The sequence below is a fragment of the Salmonella sp. JXY0409-18 genome (assembly GCF_020268625.1).
In the GTDB taxonomy this organism is placed as follows: Bacteria; Pseudomonadota; Gammaproteobacteria; order Enterobacterales; family Enterobacteriaceae; genus Salmonella; species Salmonella enterica.
This window is the reverse complement of sequence record NZ_CP084216.1, coordinates 1,212,283-1,230,927: the sequence shown is the minus strand read 5'-3', so window position 1 is coordinate 1,230,927 and position 18,645 is coordinate 1,212,283. Positions and strand designations below refer to the sequence as shown.

Below are 18,645 nucleotides of genomic sequence, written 5' to 3'. Positions count from 1 at the left end.
TCTGGCGGTAAACGGTTGCGCTGGCAAGGGTAACATAAGATTAACAAGCGGAGGGAGAAGTTCAAACGGCAACGCCGCCGGATAATGACTTCCGGCGGCGTCACGTTATGGCGCATAAGTAATGCCCGACAGACGCAGCGCCATCGGGCCATTTTCACAACATAAGCGCTTACGCGTAAACCGGGAAGCGGGCGCAGATATCCAGTACTTTCGCTTTCACGCGTTCAATGGTGGCTTCATCATTGATGTTGTCCAGCACGTCGCACATCCAGCCAGCCAGCTCTTTCACTTCCGCTTCTTTGAAGCCGCGACGAGTAACCGCCGGGGAACCGATACGGATACCGGAGGTCACGAACGGGCTCTTCGGATCGTTCGGCACGCTGTTTTTGTTCACGGTGATGTTAGCACGGCCCAGCGCGGCGTCAGCTTCTTTACCGGTCAGGTTTTTATCCACCAGGTCCAGCAGGAACAGGTGGTTCTCAGTGCCGCCAGACACCACTTTGTAGCCGCGGTTCAGGAACACTTCCACCATCGCTTTGGCGTTTTTCGCCACCTGCTGCTGGTAGACTTTGAACTCCGGCTCCATCGCTTCTTTCAGCGCTACCGCTTTACCGGCGATCACGTGCATCAGCGGGCCGCCCTGCGCGCTTGGGAAGACGGCAGAGTTCAGTTTTTTGTACAGCTCTTCGTCGCCGCCTTTCGCCAGGATCAGGCCGCCGCGCGGACCCGCCAGGGTTTTGTGGGTGGTGGTGGTGACAACGTGAGCGTGCGGAACCGGGTTCGGGTAAACGCCTGCGGCAATCAGGCCCGCTACGTGCGCCATGTCGACAAACAGGTATGCGCCAATGCTATCAGCGATTTCACGCATTTTTGCCCAGTCAACCACGCCGGAGTAGGCAGAGAAGCCACCGATAATCATCTTCGGCTTGTGCTCTTTGGCCAGCTTCGCCATCTCGTCATAGTCAATTTTACCGGACTCATCGATACCGTAAGGTACGATGTTGTACAGTTTACCGGAGAAGTTAACCGGGGAGCCGTGAGTCAGGTGGCCGCCCTGCGCCAGGTTCATACCCAGAACGGTATCGCCCGGCTGCAGCAGCGCGGTGTAAACAGCGAAGTTAGCCTGAGAACCGGAGTGCGGCTGCACGTTAGCGTAGTCGGCGCCGAACAGTTCTTTCGCGCGGTCGATAGCCAGTTGCTCTACAATATCAACGTATTCGCAACCGCCGTAGTAGCGCTTGCCCGGATAACCTTCAGCGTATTTGTTGGTCAGCTGAGACCCCTGCGCCTGCATCACGCGCGGGCTGGTGTAGTTTTCGGAGGCGATCAGTTCGATGTGCTCTTCCTGACGTACTTTTTCCTGCTCCATAGCCTGCCACAATTCGGCATCATAATCGGCAATGTTCATTTCACGCTTTAACATCCGCATCTCCTGACTCAGCTAACAATAAAATTTGTGCCTGAAAAGGCAGTCCGTGGGACTTCGGCCAACAGTATAACCGAATCATTCTTCGATAACAGGTCTTGACAAAGGTTTTTACGCAAACGATTACCTATGCGTCAGATAAGGGTTTCCTGAACGAGAGCCTGACGAATTTCAACGGATTTCTTTTCAGCTTTGTGATGCAGATTTTTCACGTTGTTACCTCCATAACGTAAAGCAGAGAAGAACCATTTACAATGCAAGGGTATTTTTATAAGATGCATTTGATATACATCATTAGATTTTCACATAAAGGAAGCACGTATGCTTGACGCACAAACCATCGCTACAGTAAAGGCCACCATTCCCCTGCTGGTTGAAACAGGACCGAAACTGACCGCCCACTTCTACGACCGTATGTTTACGCATAATCCGGAGCTCAAAGAAATCTTCAATATGAGCAACCAGCGTAACGGCGATCAGCGCGAAGCCCTGTTTAATGCTATCGCGGCCTACGCCAGCAATATCGAAAATTTACCGGCGTTGCTGCCGGCGGTAGAAAAAATCGCGCAGAAGCACACCAGCTTCCAGATTAAGCCGGAGCAGTACAACATCGTCGGGACGCATCTGCTGGCGACGCTGGACGAAATGTTCAACCCGGGCCAGGAAGTGCTGGACGCGTGGGGCAAAGCCTATGGCGTACTGGCTAACGTCTTTATTCATCGGGAAGCCGAGATTTATCACGAGAACGCCAGCAAAGACGGCGGCTGGGAAGGCACGCGCCCCTTCCGCATCGTTGCGAAAACCCCGCGTAGCGCACTGATCACCAGCTTTGAGTTTGAACCGGTCGACGGCGGTACGGTGGCGGAATACCGTCCCGGGCAGTATCTGGGCGTCTGGCTGAAGCCGGAAGGTTTTGCACATCAGGAGATCCGCCAATATTCACTGACCCGTAAACCCGATGGCAAAGGGTACCGTATTGCCGTGAAGCGTGAAGACGGCGGCCAGGTATCAAACTGGTTACACCATCACGCCAGCGTAGGCGATGTGGTGCGTCTGGCTGCGCCGGCAGGTGACTTCTTTATGAATGTCGCCGCTGATACCCCCGTTTCGCTGATTTCCGCTGGCGTCGGCCAGACGCCGATGTTAGCGATGCTCGATACGCTGGCGAAAGGACAGCATACCGCGCAGGTGAACTGGTTCCACGCGGCGGAGAACGGCGACGTTCATGCGTTTGCCGACGAAGTGAGCGAGCTGGGCCGTACACTGCCGCGTTTCACTGCCCATACCTGGTACCGCGAACCGACCGAGGCCGATCGCGCCCAACACGTCTTTGACAGCGAAGGGCTGATGGATTTAAGCAAACTGGAAGTCGCGATCAGCGATCCGGCAATGCAGTTCTATCTTTGCGGCCCGGTAGGCTTTATGCAGTTTGCCGCAAAACAACTGGTTTCACTTGGCGTGAATAACGAAAACATTCATTACGAATGCTTCGGCCCGCATAAAGTGCTGTAATTGCAAGAAATCCTCTGAAAAAACGGGCGTTATCGTTAAGGCGAACGCCCGTTTTCCTCCCCGTTCCCCTGCTTATTACACTGCTTTTTATGCCTTTCTTTTACAAAAAAGGGGAATAAAAAAAGTCTGTGCAAATCGTGTTATTATTAACGTTTGACTTAGCTCGTTAGGGCATCTTTTTATGCAGCAACCTGTTGTACGCATTGGAGAGTGGCTGGTTACACCTTCTGTTAATCAGATCAGTCGTCAGGGACGCCAGATTACTCTTGAACCACGGCTGATCGATCTTCTGATGTATTTTGCGCATCACCCGGATGAAGTGTTAAGCCGGGATAACATTATTGATCATGTCTGGATGCGCACCATCGTGACCAACCATGTTGTCACCCAAAGCATTTCTGAACTACGCAAATCATTAAGAGATGGCGGAGACAGCAATGCTGAATACATTGTTACCGTACCTAAACGCGGCTATAAGCTGACGGCGCCGGTTATCTGGTGCGAAGAAAATAGCGATGAGATCGATAATTCATCAACGTCGCCGCCGCCGCCGATCGCAGCAACGAATGCAGAACCGGCAGAGGGGGCTACTGCCGCTACGCCTGTGCCGCCCGCCTCTTTGCAAACGCCGACTAAAAAGGCGAAAAAGCCGCGTATCGCCGCTTTCTGGACGTGGGTAATGTTCCTACTCTCGCTGGCGACGCTGGTGGTGTTTATCGTGATGTCGGTGGTAGATCATAATGCCGCGGTAACAAAAACGCGGTTATTACTTAACCCACGAGATATAGATGTTCGTTTTGAAGGCGGCAATTCCTGTAATAACTGGGTCTCGCAGGAGTCCTACGCCATCGGTCTGGGCGGCTTAATCACCGACCTGCTGAACACCTACTCGACCTTTATGGTGCACGATAAAACTAATTACCGGGTCAATGAGCCAAGCAGCTCCGGTAAGACGTTAACCATTCAGTTTGTCAATCAGCGCCACTATCGGGCGCAGCAGTGCTTTATGTCTGTGGTGCTCATTGATAACGCCGATGGTTCAACCATGCTGGATAAGCGTTATTTCGTCACCAATACTAACCAGTTGTCCATCCAGGATGATCTGTTTAATAGCCTGTCTTTCGTTTTAACACAGCCCTGGCCTAATCGTATGCGAGAACAACTGGCCCTGTTCAGAACGCCGCAAAATACCGCGCTGATGCGTTTTTATGAGGCGCGCCAGCTTATTCTGAGCGGCGATGCGCAGGCGCTAGGTAAAGCCAGCGATATTCTGAATGGCATTATTAAGGAAACGCCTGATTTCAACTATGCCTATGAATATAAAGTGCTGGTAGATGTATTACGGCAATCACAGCAGCCGTTTGATAAAGAACAAGTGGCCGCACTGAACGAAGAGTTTAAAAAAATAGATCAAATTCCGGGCGTTGAGAAAACGTCTGTTTATTATAAAATCAAGACCGTCGATCTGTTAGGCAAAGGTGATATCGATGCAGCGTATGAGGAAATCAATAAAAGCATCGAGCTTGAAATGTCGTGGTTTAACTATGTCCTGTTGGGGAAAGTTTACGAAATGAAAGGTGAGAATCGTCTGGCCGCTGATGCCTATCTGACCGCCTTTAATTTACGTCCAGGTGAAAACACGCTGTACTGGATTGAAAATGGCGTATTTCAGACATCCGTTCAGAAAATTGTCCCTTATCTGAATAGTTTTCTGGCAGAAGATTAAATTTAACGCTGAACCATGACAAATAAAAGCGAAAAGATATTAAATTTTTCGCTTTTATTTTGTGAAAAACATGTTACCAAAAATAACTTATGTTAATTTTGGTAACATGTTTACTGCAAAGAAATGTAAATATAACTCCTTGTAATTAAACGATGTTTATCCTTTCATGATATTTTTCATGATATTTATATGTTAATTCAAAAAAATCAATCTATCAGTTTTTTCATGTTTGTGTTTATTTCACTTTTTCTTTAGGACTTATCTCAACCCATTCGTTAATCTTGTCGACAGTTGAACGGGCACGCAGCATATATGAAGCATAAGCCCGGTTCTTAAAAATACAGCTCAGGAGAAATGAACATGAGTTCTGTCAAAAAGATCGGGCTATTTGCCTGTACTGGCGTCGTTGCCGGTAATATGATGGGGAGCGGGATTGCATTATTACCCGCCAACCTTGCCAGTATTGGTGGCATTGCCATCTGGGGCTGGGTAATTTCTATTATTGGGGCAATGTCGCTGGCTTATGTTTATGCGAGGCTGGCAACCAAAAACCCTCAACAGGGTGGCCCTATCGCTTATGCTGGGGAAATATCTCCGGCGTTTGGTTTCCAGACCGGTGTTCTTTATTATCACGCAAACTGGATTGGTAACTTAGCCATCGGCATTACCGCTGTTTCTTATCTTTCTACATTCTTCCCGGCATTAAATAATCCAATACCGGCAGGTATTGCCTGTATTGCTATCGTCTGGCTGTTCACCTTTATTAATATGCTGGGCGGGGCCTGGGTCAGCCGCTTAACAACGATTGGCCTATTCCTGGTGCTGATCCCGGTAGTCTTGACCGCAGTCGCCGGCTGGCATTGGTTCGATATCGCGACCTATCACGCGAACTGGAACACGTCTACGACGACCGACTCTCACGCCATTGTTAAAAGTATTCTGCTCTGCCTGTGGGCGTTCGTTGGCGTTGAGTCTGCCGCCGTCAGCACCGGCATGGTGAAAAACCCGAAACGCACCGTACCTCTGGCAACCATGCTGGGTACCGCGCTGGCAGGCATCATCTATATCGCTGCGACTCAGGTTATCGCCGGGATGTTCCCAGCTTCCGTTATGGCCTCTTCCGGCGCGCCGTTCGCTATCAGTACCTCCACGATTCTGGGTGGCTGGGCTGCGCCGCTGGTTTCCGCCTTTACCGCTTTCGCCTGCCTGACGTCTCTGGGCTCCTGGATGATGCTGGTCGGCCAGGCTGGGGTTCGCGCCGCCAACGACGGCAACTTCCCGAAAATTTACGGTGAAATGGATAAAAACGGTATTCCGAAAAAAGGTCTGCTGTTGGCTGCTGTGAAAATGACGGCGCTGATGATTCTGATCACCATCATGAACTCCAGCGGCGGTAAAGCGTCCGACCTGTTCGGCGAACTGACCGGGATTGCCGTACTGCTTACCATGCTGCCGTACTTCTACTCCTGTGTTGACCTGATTCGCTTCGAAGGGTTCAACATCCGTAACTCGGTAAGCCTGATTTGTTCTGTACTGGGCTGCGCATTTTGCTTCATCGCACTGATGGGCGCCAGCTCCTTCGAACTCTCCGGCACCTTTATCGTCAGTCTGATCATCCTGATGTTCTACGGTCGCAAAATGCACCAGCGCCAGAACAACGACAGCGACAACAATACGGCTGAAGCGCTTTAACCGCTAACTCCTTTTTCTCAAAGCCCCTTTCGTCACCTGCTATAGCGTAGCGGGAGGGGCCCACTTTACCAGGAACAAGACTATGAACGTTATTGCTATCATGAACCACATGGGCGTCTACTTTAAAGAAGAGCCTATTCGTGAACTGCATCGTGCACTGGAAGGTTTAAATTTCCGTATCGTCTATCCAAACGACCGAGAAGACCTGCTGAAGCTGATTGAAAATAACTCCCGCCTTTGCGGCGTCATTTTCGACTGGGATAAATATAACCTTGAGCTTTGCGAAGAGATTAGCAAGCTGAACGAGTATATGCCGCTGTACGCCTTCGCCAACAGCTACTCTACGCTGGACGTCAGCCTCAACGATCTGAGAATGCAGGTTCGCTTCTTTGAATATGCTTTAGGCGCCGCAGCCGATATCGCGGCGAAAATTCGCCAGAATACCGATGAATACATCGACAATATTCTGCCGCCGCTGACAAAAGCGTTGTTCAAATATGTGCGCGAAGGGAAATATACTTTCTGTACGCCTGGCCACATGGGCGGGACCGCTTTCCAGAAAAGCCCCGTCGGCAGCATCTTTTATGATTTCTTCGGCCCGAACACGATGAAATCCGATATTTCGATTTCCGTTTCCGAACTGGGTTCGCTGCTGGACCACTCCGGCCCGCATAAAGAAGCGGAAGAGTATATCGCCCGCGTCTTTAACGCCGAACGTAGCTACATGGTGACGAACGGCACCTCTACGGCGAACAAAATCGTCGGTATGTACTCCGCGCCGGCAGGCAGCACGGTACTGATTGACCGTAACTGCCATAAATCGCTGACCCATCTGATGATGATGAGCGACATTACGCCGATTTATTTCCGCCCAACCCGTAACGCCTACGGTATTCTTGGCGGTATTCCGCAAAGCGAGTTCCAGCACGCCACTATCGCTAAACGGGTAAAAGAGACGCCTAACGCAACCTGGCCGGTCCATGCTGTTATTACTAACTCAACCTATGACGGTTTGTTGTATAACACTGACTACATCAAGAAAACTCTGGATGTGAAGTCCATTCATTTTGACTCCGCCTGGGTGCCTTATACCAATTTCTCCCCTATTTATCAGGGTAAATGCGGTATGAGCGGCGACCGTGTAGAAGGCAAAATCATTTATGAAACCCAGTCCACGCATAAACTGCTGGCGGCGTTTTCACAGGCATCCATGATTCATGTTAAAGGCGACATTAACGAAGAAACCTTTAACGAAGCCTACATGATGCATACCACCACTTCTCCGCACTACGGTATCGTAGCGTCTACTGAAACCGCAGCGGCGATGATGAAAGGTAATGCGGGTAAACGCCTGATTAACGGTTCTATTGAACGTGCGATTAAATTCCGTAAAGAAATTAAACGCCTGAAAAGCGAATCCGACGGCTGGTTCTTTGACGTATGGCAGCCGGAACATATCGATGGGGCTGAGTGCTGGCCGCTGCGTTCAGATAGCGCATGGCATGGCTTCAAAAATATCGATAACGAACACATGTACCTCGACCCGATCAAAGTCACTATCCTGACGCCGGGGATGAAAAAAGACGGTACGATGGATGAGTTCGGTATTCCGGCAAGTCTGGTCGCCAAATATCTCGATGAACGTGGCATCATCGTAGAAAAAACCGGTCCATACAACCTGCTGTTCCTGTTCAGCATTGGTATCGACAAAACCAAAGCTCTGAGCCTGCTGCGCGCGCTCACTGAATTTAAACGCGCCTTTGACCTGAACCTGCGCGTCAAAAACATTCTGCCAGCACTGTACCGCGAAGCGCCTGAGTTTTATGAAAATATGCGCATCCAGGAACTGGCGCAGAATATTCATAAACTGGTCGAACATCATAATCTGCCGGACTTAATGTACCGTGCGTTTGAAGTGCTGCCGAAAATGGTGATGACGCCGTATACTGCGTTCCAGAAAGAGCTGCATGGCGAAACGGAAGAGGTGTATCTTGAAGAGATGGTTGGTCGCGTCAACGCCAACATGATCCTTCCTTACCCTCCGGGAGTGCCGCTGGTGATGCCTGGTGAAATGATCACCGAGGAAAGCCGTCCGGTACTGGAATTCCTGCAAATGCTGTGCGAAATCGGCGCCCACTATCCGGGCTTCGAAACCGATATCCACGGCGCCTATCGTCAGGCAGACGGACGTTACACCGTTAAGGTGCTGAAAGAAAATACGAAATAAGTACCAAAGGGAAGTGGCTTGCCACTTCCCTTTTTTCACGCAGCAAGGAGACTTTATGAAAACACCCTCACAACCGCGCGCGATTTTTTACATCGTGGCGATTCAAATTTGGGAATACTTCAGCTTTTACGGCATGCGTGCCTTACTCATCCTTTATCTTACCCACCAGCTTGGTTTTAATGACAGCCACGCGATCAACCTCTTCAGCGCCTACGCCTCTTTAGTTTACGTTACCCCTATTCTTGGCGGCTGGCTTGCCGACCGCCTGCTTGGCAACCGCGTGGCGGTTATCACCGGCGCCTTATTGATGACGCTGGGTCATGTGGTATTGGGCTTAGAATCTGATTCAACGCTGAGTTTATATGCGGCGCTGGCCATTATTATCTGCGGCTACGGCTTGTTTAAATCCAATATTAGCTGTCTGCTGGGCGAACTTTACGCCCCTGATGACAACCGCCGCGACGGGGGATTCTCGCTGCTCTACGCCGCCGGGAATATTGGATCGATAGCCGCGCCGATCGCCTGTGGTCTGGCGGCGCAGTGGTATGGCTGGCATGTCGGCTTTGCGCTGGCGGGCGTGGGAATGTTCATCGGCCTGCTCATCTTTTTAAGCGGTCATCGCCACTTTCAGCAGACGCGCGGTGTTAATCGCCCCGCATTGCGGGCGGTTAAATTCGCCCTTCCAACCTGGGGTTGGCTGGTATTAATGCTGTGTATCGCGCCGGTATTCTTCACCCTCCTGCTGGAAAATAACTGGTCTGGCTATGTGCTGGCCATTGTCTGCGTCTTCGCGGCGCAACTTATCGCCCGTATTATGGTTAAATTTCCCGAACACCGTCGCGCCTTGTGGCAAATCGTTCTGTTAATGATCACCGGCACTCTCTTCTGGGTTCTGGCGCAGCAGGGCGGAAGTTCGATCAGTTTATTCATCGACCGTTTTGTCAACCGCCACTGGCTGAACATGACCGTCCCCACCGCATTGTTCCAGTCGGTCAATGCGATTGCGGTGATGGCGGCGGGCGTGGTGCTGGCGTGGCTGAGCAGCCCGAAAGAGAGCGCCCGCTCGGTGCTGCGCGTCTGGCTTAAATTTGCCGTGGGACTGGTATTAATGGGCGGCGGTTTTATGCTGCTGGCGCTAAACGCGCATCAGGCCCGGTTAGACGGGCAGGCATCAATGGGAATGATGATCGCAGGGCTGGCACTGATGGGCTTTGCAGAGCTGTTTATTGATCCGGTCGCGATGGCGCAAATTACCCGCCTCAACCTGCCTGGCGTCACGGGCGTGCTGACCGGTATTTATATGCTGGCGACCGGCGCGGTCGCTAACTGGCTGGCTGGCGTCGTCGCGCAACAAACCACGGAATCGCAAATTAGTGATACGGCGGTAGCCGCCTACGGACACTTTTTCTCGCAAATGGGCGAGTGGACGCTAAGTTGCGTGGCGCTGATCGTCGCCATTGTCGGCCTGAGATGGGTTTGCACCCGGACTACATCGGCGCTACCGCAGGGCGATTAAACGGTGGTTCGCTGCCCACAAGGAGGAGACGGGCAGCGAATCGGCACATCAGATAGCCGCGTCGTCTTCTTCGCCAGTACGGATACGAATAACACGGGCAACATCAAAGACAAAAATCTTACCGTCGCCGATTTTCCCCGTCTGCGCGGTACGAATGATGGTGTCAACACAGGTATCCACGATGTCGTCAGGCACAACGATTTCAATTTTTACCTTCGGCAGAAAATCCACCATATATTCCGCGCCGCGATACAGCTCGGTGTGGCCTTTTTGACGGCCAAAGCCTTTGACTTCAGTTACCGTCATCCCGGTAATACCTACCTCGGCCAGCGCTTCACGGACATCGTCCAGCTTGAAGGGTTTAATAATCGCATCAATCTTTTTCATGCTATTCCTTGAAAAGGTCGCCTGTGTTTTGATCGGTTAAACGTAACATATTTCGCGCTACTTTACGGCATGAAAACTACTCTTTGAAATCATTCGCATCCAGTTCGTGACGGGAGAGTAGCTTATAGAATTCCGTGCGGTTGCGCCCCGCCATCCTTGCCGCGTGCGTCACGTTACCTTTGGTAATTTGCAGTAACTTGCGCAGATAGTTCAGTTCAAATTGGTTTCGCGCTTCGGCAAAAGTTGGCAGCGCGGTGTTTTCGCCTTCCAGCGCCTGTTCGACCAACGCATCGCTGATCACCGGCGAAGAGGTTAACGCCACGCATTGTTCAATGACGTTGACCAGTTGGCGCACGTTGCCCGGCCAGCTTGCCGTCATCAGCCGTTTCATTGCATCAGTAGAAAAGGCGCGAACAAACGGTTTATGCCGCTGTGCCGACTGTCTGAGCAGATGATTAGCCAGCAGCGGAATATCTTCGGTACGCTCCGCCAGCGCCGGAATTTTCAGACTCACGACATTCAGCCGGTAGTACAAATCTTCACGAAATTCGCCCCGCGCCATCGCCTTCGGCAGATCGCGGTGCGTCGCGGAAATAATTCGCACGTCTATATCAATATCGCGATTGCTGCCCAGCGGCCTGACTTTGCGCTCCTGTAACACCCGCAGCAGCTTCACCTGTAACGGCGCGGGCATATCGCCAATTTCATCCAGAAACAGCGTGCCGCCTTCCGCCGCCTGGAACAACCCTTCACGATTGCTCACTGCGCCGGTAAAGGCGCCGCGCGCATGGCCGAATAATTCGGACTCCAGCAACTGTTCCGGCAACGCGCCGCAGTTGATGGCGACAAACGGCTTGTTATTGCGCGGGCTGGCATTATGAATCGCCTGTGCGAAAATCTCTTTTCCGGTACCGCTTTGTCCGTTAATCAATACGCTGACATCCGACTGCGCGACCATGCGCGCCTGTTCAAGCAGTCGCAGCATCAGCGGGCTACGGGTAACGATAGCGTTGCGCCAGCTATCGTCCGTCGCGGGAGCGGACTGCTCCAGCGCTTCATCTATCGCTTTATATAACGCGTCTCTGTCGATCGGCTTTGTCAAAAAGCTGAATACGCCCTTCTGGGTAGCGGCCACCGCATCCGGAATGGAACCATGCGCCGTCAGAATGATAACCGGCATTCCCGGCTGTACTTTCTGAATTTCTGTGAACAGTTGCATACCATCCATTTCATCCATGCGCAGGTCGCTTATTACCAGATCCACTTTTTCCCGATGCAGTACCCGCAGTCCTTCCTGACCGCTCTCTGCGGTCACGACACTGTATCCTTCACTGGTCAGGCGCATACCGAGCAATTTCAGTAATCCGGGATCGTCATCGACCAGCAACAGGTGCGCCGGTTTACGGCTTATCATGGCGTTACCTCATCTTGTGACGGCGACGGCGCCGCGCCATCTTCAGACGTCGCGGGTTTGTCATTGGTATGCGGCGTATCGGCGTTGTAATTACCTGCCGGTTTTCGTGTCGAAAGCTGGCGCTCAATATCGGTTAAACTCTCCAGCTTACGAGTGGTAAGATCGAGCTGCGTTTGCAAGGCCTGTTGCTGCTGGCGCAGCGCATCCAGCTCACTATCTGACGTTTGCTGGAGTTTGCTATAACGCTGACGTTCGGCAGAAAGCGCTAATTGCAGCGCCTGACCGTCATGCCAGATTTGGTAGACGGGCCGTACCTGAGCCGGTATTTGCGCGCTTAACGCCTCCAGACGGGTCACTATGGCGCGCCGCTCCGGCGGCGTAATTTTTGCATCCGCCAGTAAGATCCCGCGCCTGAAGGCATTCTGCCAGTTATCATCCGTCAACGCGCGCGCCTCTGCGCGCGACTGAACCGGCATCAGACGATCGGCGCAGTCAATCGTGCGTAGCCAGTACAGCGGATTCGTCTCTACCGCCTGCCCGCGTAGCGACCAGATATCCGCGCACGCCGTCGGGAGATAATCCGCCAGTTGATAATGGGGGAGCGTGTCCTGCGCTGCGCTATCGGGCAGTTGCTGTGAAGCATGGGGAACACATGCGGTCAGCGCCAGACACGATATGCCCACCGGTATTCCCCACCGCAAAAGGCATCGTTTAATAGTTTGGACTAAAACGTGTGACATACGCACCAGGCTTAAATTCATATTAGTGTTTGTCAGATGCAGGCAATGGCAGCGAGATGCGAAAACAGACTTCCTGCGCTTTGTCATCCACCAGTTGGATCTCTCCCTGCATTCGGCGAATACAATCTCTGGCGATACTCAGCCCTAACCCACTGCCTTTTACCGCCCCTTTTCGCTGGTGGCTTCCCTGGAAAAAAGGCTCAAAAATCATTTCTCTTTCGGTTTGCGGAATCGGTTCGCCGCTATTAACCACATCGATATAAACCGTGGAGCCCTGAGAGCGACTACGGATACAAATGTTACCGGATTCAGCGCCATAGTGCACCGCGTTGGAATAGAGATTATCCAGCACGCTCATCAGCAACATGGGCTCTGCTATGCAGCGTTCGGCCTTCAGGTCGACATCGGTATGCATCATTTTAGCGCGGGCAGGCAAACTGTGGGCGGAAACCACCATATCCACAAGCGGCGCGATATCGACCGATTCCAGCTCTGTGGCACTGTCTACCAGTTTCCGGTTGTAATCAAGCAATTGCTCAATCAATTTTTGTAAATTACGACTGCTGTCATCCAGAATATCGACCACCTCTTTTTGCTCCGGCGTCAGCGGCCCAACCACCTGATCGGCCAGCAGCTCTGTCCCCTCGCGCATACTAGCCAGCGGAGTTTTCAGCTCATGGGACAAGTGACGTAGAAACTGATGGCGCTGGGATTCCAGCCACGCCAGACGCTCACTCAGCCAGATAATGCGCTGCCCCACCGATCGTAATTCACGCGGACCGGTAAAGGTGACGGTATTCCCCAAAGAACGGCCTTCGCCCAGGCGATTAATCATCCGTTCAATTCCTTTCACCGGCCCGATAATCATGCGGGTAAAAAGTAGCACCATCGCCAGGCTCACCAGAAATAGCACCAGCGCCTGCCAGCCGAAAAATTGTCCGCGCTCGGCGATTTCTTGTTGTAACTGCTGCCCGCGCGAGTAAACCACAGTACGCGTCGCCTGCACCATTTCCGTATTAGCGTTGGCAAAGGCCTCCAGACGCGCGGCCGCTGCCGCTTCCGGGCCGCTATCTTTACACTGCAATTGCGCCAGCGCGTTTAAATCCTGGCGTAACGCCTGATACAACTTATCATCCGGCAAGACGCCGGCATGGGCGTCCAGCATATCGCTATAGCGCTTACGCTGGCTTTGATACACTTTTGCCAGCGTCGGATCGTCAAGCACGCAATACTGTCGGTAGCTTCGCTCCATCTCCAGCGCGACGTTGGTCATCGCCTCGCTGCGCCGGGCGTCAATAAGCGTGCTGCGGTTAGTCACCGCAGCCTGATCGCTTAACGCGTTAAGGCTTTGCCACGCCTGCCAGGCCAGAACCAGCAACGGCAGCAGGATCAGCAAAAAGGCCAGCATGACCAATTGTCGTAAAGAACGGGGGAAAACAGACCAGCGCTTCAACGTGTCGCTCACATAAAAGAAGAATAAAAAAGATGCTAACCGAGGGAAGCGCCAGATACAACAAAGCCGGGCTAAACCCGGCTTTGTTATGGAATAAGGCGGTGCCTAACTCGACGTTTCGCCCGGAGGTTGATAAAGCTACGCTATTATCAGAAGTTGGACGGCAGGCACCTTGTTGTGCGTCATTCGAAGTTTATGTAGCGCATCCCTAAGGGGCTGACATAAGAAGGTGAATGAGCCACTGGTTACCATTATGCAGTAATTGTGCCAACATTCAAAAGACTTTGTTAACATAATGATAGATATGAAAAATATCGTTATTCATGCTCAAAATGGCTCTGCCTGTTTTTTACCCTTTCTGTCTCCAATCAGCAACACCTACAACACCTAAAAATAAAATCATTTAAAATCAAATTGTTAAATGTCTCTTTTTGGCGACAACCTACCCCCCGCTCATGTCGGGATTTCCCGACACTTTAATCTTGCGGCATAAGCGCTAGTTTATTGCCGGATGGCGGCGTAAACGCCTTATCCGGCCTACCGCTTGACGTTCAAGACGGTAGCTACAACCGCGCTTCCCCGTGGGCCTGATAAGCGCCGTCTACAAAAAGCCCCTCGTGAAGAGGGGCTTAATGGCTATCGGGCTAATTAACCAAGCTGCTTACGCGCATTACGGAAGATACGCATCCACGGGCTATCCTCGCCCCAGTTTTCCGGGTGCCAGGAGTTGGCGACGGTGCGGAATACGCGTTCCGGATGCGGCATCATAATCGTCACCCGACCGTTTTCGGTCGTCACCGCCGTGATGCCGTTCGGCGAACCGTTCGGGTTAGCCGGATAGGTTTCGGTCACGTGGCCGAAATTGTCTACATAGCGCAGGGCGACCAGGCCTTTGCTCTCAAGCGCGGCAAGATGCGCATCGTCACGCACCTCAACGCGCCCTTCCCCATGGGAAACCGCAATCGGCATCTGTGAGCCTACCATTCCTTGCAGCAGCAGCGATGGGCTTTGCGTCACTTCCACCAGGCTGAAGCGGGCTTCGAAGCGGTCAGAATGGTTACGTACAAAACGCGGCCACAGTTCGCTGCCCGGGATCAGCTCACGCAGATTCGACATCATCTGACAACCGTTGCACACCCCAAGCGCCAGCGTCTGTGGACGATGGAAGAAGGTTTCGAATTCGTCGCGCACCCGATGGTTAAACAGAATGGATTTCGCCCAGCCTTCGCCCGCCCCCAGCACGTCGCCGTAGGAAAAGCCGCCGCAAGCCACCAGAGCGTGGAAGTTACCCAGACCGATACGACCGCCCAGCAGGTCGCTCATATGGACGTCAATCGCGTCAAAGCCCGCACGATGGAACGCCGCCGCCATCTCCACGTGAGAGTTCACCCCCTGCTCGCGCAGTACAGCGACTTTCGGTCGTGCGCCTGTCGCAATGTACGGCGCGGCGATATCTTCATTAATATCAAACGACAGCTTCACGTTGAGGCCCGGATCGGCATCATTCGCTTTCGCCTCATGTTCCTGGTCAGCACATTGCGGATTGTCGCGCAGACGCTGCATCTGCCAGGTGGTTTCCGCCCACCAGACACGCAGCGTAGTGCGGCTTTCGCTGAATACCGTCCGATCATTAGCGGTAATCACAAAGCGATCGCCAGCCAGAGCCTGACCAAGGTAGTGGACGCAGTCAGCAAGGCCGTACTGCGCCAACAGCGCTTCGACCGCGTCTCTGTCTTCAGCGCGTACCTGAATCACGCCGCCCAGCTCCTCGTTGAACAGTGCGGCCAGATGGTCATCGCCCAGCGCGGCGATATCGACCTGCACGCCGCAGTGGCCGGCAAAGGCCATCTCGGCCAGCGTCACCAGCAGACCGCCGTCGGAACGGTCGTGCCAGGCCAGTAATTTACGCGCAGCGACCAGCGCCTGCATGGCGTCATAGAAGCCTTTCAGTTGCGCGACGTCACGCACGTCCGCGGGTTTGTCGCCAAGCTGACGATAGACCTGCGCCAGCGCCGTTGCACCCAGCGCGTTGTGGCCCTTGCCAAGATCGATCAGCAACAAGGCGTTATCTTCCGTTGACAGCTGCGGCGTAAGGGTGTGACGCACGTCTTCCACGCGGGCAAACGCGGAAATCACCAGCGACAGCGGCGAGGTCATTTCGCGCTGTTCGTTGCCTTCCTGCCAGCGGGTTTTCATCGACATCGAATCTTTGCCCACCGGAATCGTCAGGCCAAGCTGCGGACAGAGTTCCTCTCCCACCGCTTTAACCGCGTCATACAAACCGGCATCTTCGCCAGGATGACCGGCTGCCGCCATCCAGTTAGCGGAAAGTTTGATGCGCTTGATATCGCCAATCTGCGTCGCGGCAATGTTAGTCAACGCTTCACCGACGGCCAGACGGGCGGAGGCGGCAAAGTCCAGCAGCGCCACCGGCGCGCGCTCGCCAATCGACATCGCTTCGCCGTAGTAGCTGTCGAGGCTGGCGGTAGTGACCGCGCAGTCAGCCACCGGGACCTGCCACGGGCCAACCATCTGGTCACGCGCCACCATACCGGTGACGGTACGGTCGCCAATAGTGACAAGGAAGGTTTTTTCCGCCACGGTCGGCAGATGCAGAACACGCTTTACCGCGTCGGTAATCGTGATATCCGCGCGGTTCAGCGCATCGCCTTTCGCCTTCAATGTTTGCACATCGCGGGTCATTTTCGGCGTTTTGCCCAGCAGGACATCCAGCGGTAGGTCGATCGGCTGATTGTCGAAATGGTTATCATGCAACGAGAGATGCTGTTCTTCGGTAGCGTCGCCAATGACCGCATACGGCGCGCGTTCGCGCTTACACAGTTCGTCGAACAGCGGCAACTGGTCAGCCGCGACCGCCAGCACATAGCGCTCCTGGGATTCGTTACACCAGATTTCCAGCGGGCTCATGCCCGGCTCGTCGCTAAGAATGTCGCGCAGTTCGAACTTCCCGCCGCGCCCGCCGTCGCTCACCAGCTCCGGCATCGCATTGGAGAGACCGCCCGCGCCCACATCATGGATAAACAGGATTGGGTTGGCGTCGCCCAACTGCCAGCAGCGGTCGATCACCTCCTGGCAGCGGCGTTCCATTTCCGGGTTGTCGCGCTGTACGGAAGCAAAGTCGAGGTCAGCGTCAGATTGGCCGGAAGCCATTGACGATGCCGCGCCGCCGCCGAGGCCGATATTCATCGCCGGGCCGCCAAGGACGATCAGCTTCGCGCCGACGACGATCTCGCCTTTCTGCACGTGATCGGCGCGGATATTACCGATTCCGCCCGCCAGCATGATCGGCTTATGGTAGCCGCGCAGCTCTTCGCCGTTGTGGCTGTTCACTTTCTCTTCATAAGTACGGAAGTAACCGGTCAGCGCCGGGCGACCAAATTCGTTGTTAAACGCCGCGCCGCCCAGCGGACCTTCGGTCATGATATCCAGCGCGGTGACAATACGTTCCGGCTTGCCAAAATCCTCTTCCCACGGCTGTTCAAAGCCCGGAATACGCAGGTTGGAAACGGAGAAGCCCACCAGCCCGGCTTTTGGTTTCGCGCCACGCCCGGTGGCGCCTTCATCACGAATTTCGCCGCCGGAACCGGTCGCCGCCCCCGGCCACGGAGAGATGGCGGTTGGGTGGTTATGCGTTTCGACCTTCATCAAAATGTGCGCGGGCTCCTGATGAAAATCGTAACGGCCGGTATTGTGGTCGGCGAAGTAGCGCCCCACCGCAGATCCTTCCATCACCGCGGCATTGTCTTTATAGGCAGAGAGCACATAGTCCGGCGTGGTTTCGAAGGTGTTTTTAATCATTTTAAACAGCGACTTCGGCTGCGGTTTACCGTCGATAATCCAGTCGGCGTTAAAAATCTTGTGGCGGCAGTGCTCGGAGTTCGCCTGGGCGAACATGTACAATTCGATATCGTTCGGGTTGCGCCCCAGTTTGGTAAACGCCTCCTGCAAATAGTCGATTTCATCTTCCGCCAGCGCCAGACCGAGACGCAGGTTGGCGTCAATTAACGCCTGACGGCCTTCTCCCAGCAGATCGACACTGGAAACCGGCGCAGGCTGATGGTGGATAAACAGTTTTTCCGCATCGGTTAAAGAAGAGAACACCGTCTCCATCATACGGTCGTGCAGCTCTGCGGCCACTTGTCGCCACTGTTCCGCCGTCAACGTCGAAGCCTCGATATAGTACGCTACGCCGCGCTCCAGCCGATCAACCTGTTGCAGGCCGCAGTTGTGGGCGATATCCGTTGCTTTTGAAGACCAGGGGGAGATGGTACCAGGACGCGGTGTGACCAACAGGAGTTTACCCGCCGGCGTATGGCTGCTAAGCGCCGGGCCGTATTGCAGCAGACGGGTAAGCTGCGCCTGCTCGCTATCATTTAACGGGGCGTTCAGGTCAGCAAAATGGACATACTCAGCGTATATATTGTGGACCTGGAGGTTGGCAGCCTGAAAGCGCGCCAGCAGTTTATTGATACGGAATGCAGACAGTGCAGGCGAACCACGCAGAATTTCCATCATAAGTCTCTCGTCTTCT

General features: G+C 53.5%; 11 protein-coding genes. 5 read left to right on the top strand and 6 right to left on the bottom strand.

Annotated features, from left to right (window positions below; all coding sequences use genetic code 11):
* Positions 1–169: 169 nt before the first annotated feature.
* Entirely contained in the window at positions 170–1,423 is a 1,254-nt protein-coding gene (gene glyA / locus LDB27_RS05845) for a serine hydroxymethyltransferase (RefSeq protein WP_000919173.1), read from the bottom strand.
* Positions 1,424–1,747: 324 nt separating this feature from the next.
* Here glyA and hmpA point away from each other — a divergent pair, with 324 nt between their 5' ends.
* The 5 genes from hmpA (at position 1,748) to dtpD (ending at position 10,099) form a co-directional block, all read left to right on the top strand.
* Positions 1,748–2,938, top strand: coding sequence for an NO-inducible flavohemoprotein (gene hmpA, locus LDB27_RS05840; RefSeq protein ID WP_000883153.1), 1,191 nt, complete (start codon positions 1,748–1,750; stop codon positions 2,936–2,938).
* Between the two features lie 181 nt (positions 2,939–3,119).
* Positions 3,120–4,664 carry a lysine decarboxylation/transport transcriptional activator CadC gene (gene cadC, locus LDB27_RS05835; protein WP_001187142.1) on the top strand — a complete coding sequence of 515 codons (1,545 nt, stop codon included), beginning with the start codon at positions 3,120–3,122 and terminating at the stop codon, positions 4,662–4,664.
* Positions 4,665–5,024: 360 nt separating this feature from the next.
* Entirely contained in the window at positions 5,025–6,356 is a 1,332-nt protein-coding gene (gene cadB / locus LDB27_RS05830) for a cadaverine/lysine antiporter (protein WP_000100008.1), read from the top strand.
* An 82-nt stretch (positions 6,357–6,438) separates the two neighbouring features.
* Complete coding sequence (gene cadA / locus LDB27_RS05825; RefSeq protein ID WP_001100652.1) at positions 6,439–8,583, top strand: lysine decarboxylase CadA; 2,145 nt, start codon at positions 6,439–6,441, stop codon at positions 8,581–8,583.
* A 55-nt stretch (positions 8,584–8,638) separates the two neighbouring features.
* Positions 8,639–10,099, top strand: coding sequence for a dipeptide permease DtpD (dtpD, locus tag LDB27_RS05820; protein WP_000856793.1), 1,461 nt, complete (start codon positions 8,639–8,641; stop codon positions 10,097–10,099).
* A gap of 48 nt (positions 10,100–10,147) precedes the next feature.
* Here dtpD and glnB read toward each other — a convergent pair whose 3' ends face one another.
* From glnB to purL, 5 genes are all read right to left on the bottom strand, one after another.
* A complete protein-coding gene (glnB, locus tag LDB27_RS05815; RefSeq protein ID WP_000717694.1) occupies positions 10,148–10,486 on the bottom strand; it encodes a nitrogen regulatory protein P-II in 339 nt (112 codons plus the stop codon).
* Positions 10,487–10,562: 76 nt separating this feature from the next.
* Positions 10,563–11,897, bottom strand: coding sequence for a two-component system response regulator GlrR (gene glrR, locus LDB27_RS05810; protein ID WP_024131152.1), 1,335 nt, complete (start codon positions 11,895–11,897; stop codon positions 10,563–10,565).
* Positions 11,897–12,661, bottom strand: coding sequence for a two-component system QseEF-associated lipoprotein QseG (gene qseG, locus LDB27_RS05805; RefSeq protein ID WP_001054246.1), 765 nt, complete (start codon positions 12,659–12,661; stop codon positions 11,897–11,899). Before qseG ends, glrR begins: the two co-directional genes overlap by 1 nt.
* 1 nt (position 12,662) lies before the next feature.
* Complete coding sequence (qseE, locus tag LDB27_RS05800) at positions 12,663–14,093, bottom strand: two component system sensor histidine kinase QseE/GlrK (protein WP_023231178.1); 1,431 nt, start codon at positions 14,091–14,093, stop codon at positions 12,663–12,665.
* A 648-nt stretch (positions 14,094–14,741) separates the two neighbouring features.
* The gene (purL, locus tag LDB27_RS05795; protein WP_000970053.1) at positions 14,742–18,629 is read right to left on the bottom strand and encodes a phosphoribosylformylglycinamidine synthase; all 3,888 of its coding nucleotides are present in this window, start codon (positions 18,627–18,629) and stop codon (positions 14,742–14,744) included.
* Positions 18,630–18,645 lie beyond the last annotated feature (16 nt).

What these genes read in the sequence shown, in the direction of transcription:
- glyA (WP_000919173.1), bottom strand. Translation starts at nt 1,423, where the DNA reads ATGTTAAAGCGTGAAATGAACATTGCCGATTATGATGCCGAATTGTGG.
- hmpA (WP_000883153.1), top strand. Translation starts at nt 1,748, where the DNA reads ATGCTTGACGCACAAACCATCGCTACAGTAAAGGCCACCATTCCCCTG.
- cadC (WP_001187142.1), top strand. Translation starts at nt 3,120, where the DNA reads ATGCAGCAACCTGTTGTACGCATTGGAGAGTGGCTGGTTACACCTTCT.
- cadB (WP_000100008.1), top strand. Translation starts at nt 5,025, where the DNA reads ATGAGTTCTGTCAAAAAGATCGGGCTATTTGCCTGTACTGGCGTCGTT.
- cadA (WP_001100652.1), top strand. Translation starts at nt 6,439, where the DNA reads ATGAACGTTATTGCTATCATGAACCACATGGGCGTCTACTTTAAAGAA.
- dtpD (WP_000856793.1), top strand. Translation starts at nt 8,639, where the DNA reads ATGAAAACACCCTCACAACCGCGCGCGATTTTTTACATCGTGGCGATT.
- glnB (WP_000717694.1), bottom strand. Translation starts at nt 10,486, where the DNA reads ATGAAAAAGATTGATGCGATTATTAAACCCTTCAAGCTGGACGATGTC.
- qseG (WP_001054246.1), bottom strand. Translation starts at nt 12,661, where the DNA reads ATGAATTTAAGCCTGGTGCGTATGTCACACGTTTTAGTCCAAACTATT.
- purL (WP_000970053.1), bottom strand. Translation starts at nt 18,629, where the DNA reads ATGATGGAAATTCTGCGTGGTTCGCCTGCACTGTCTGCATTCCGTATC.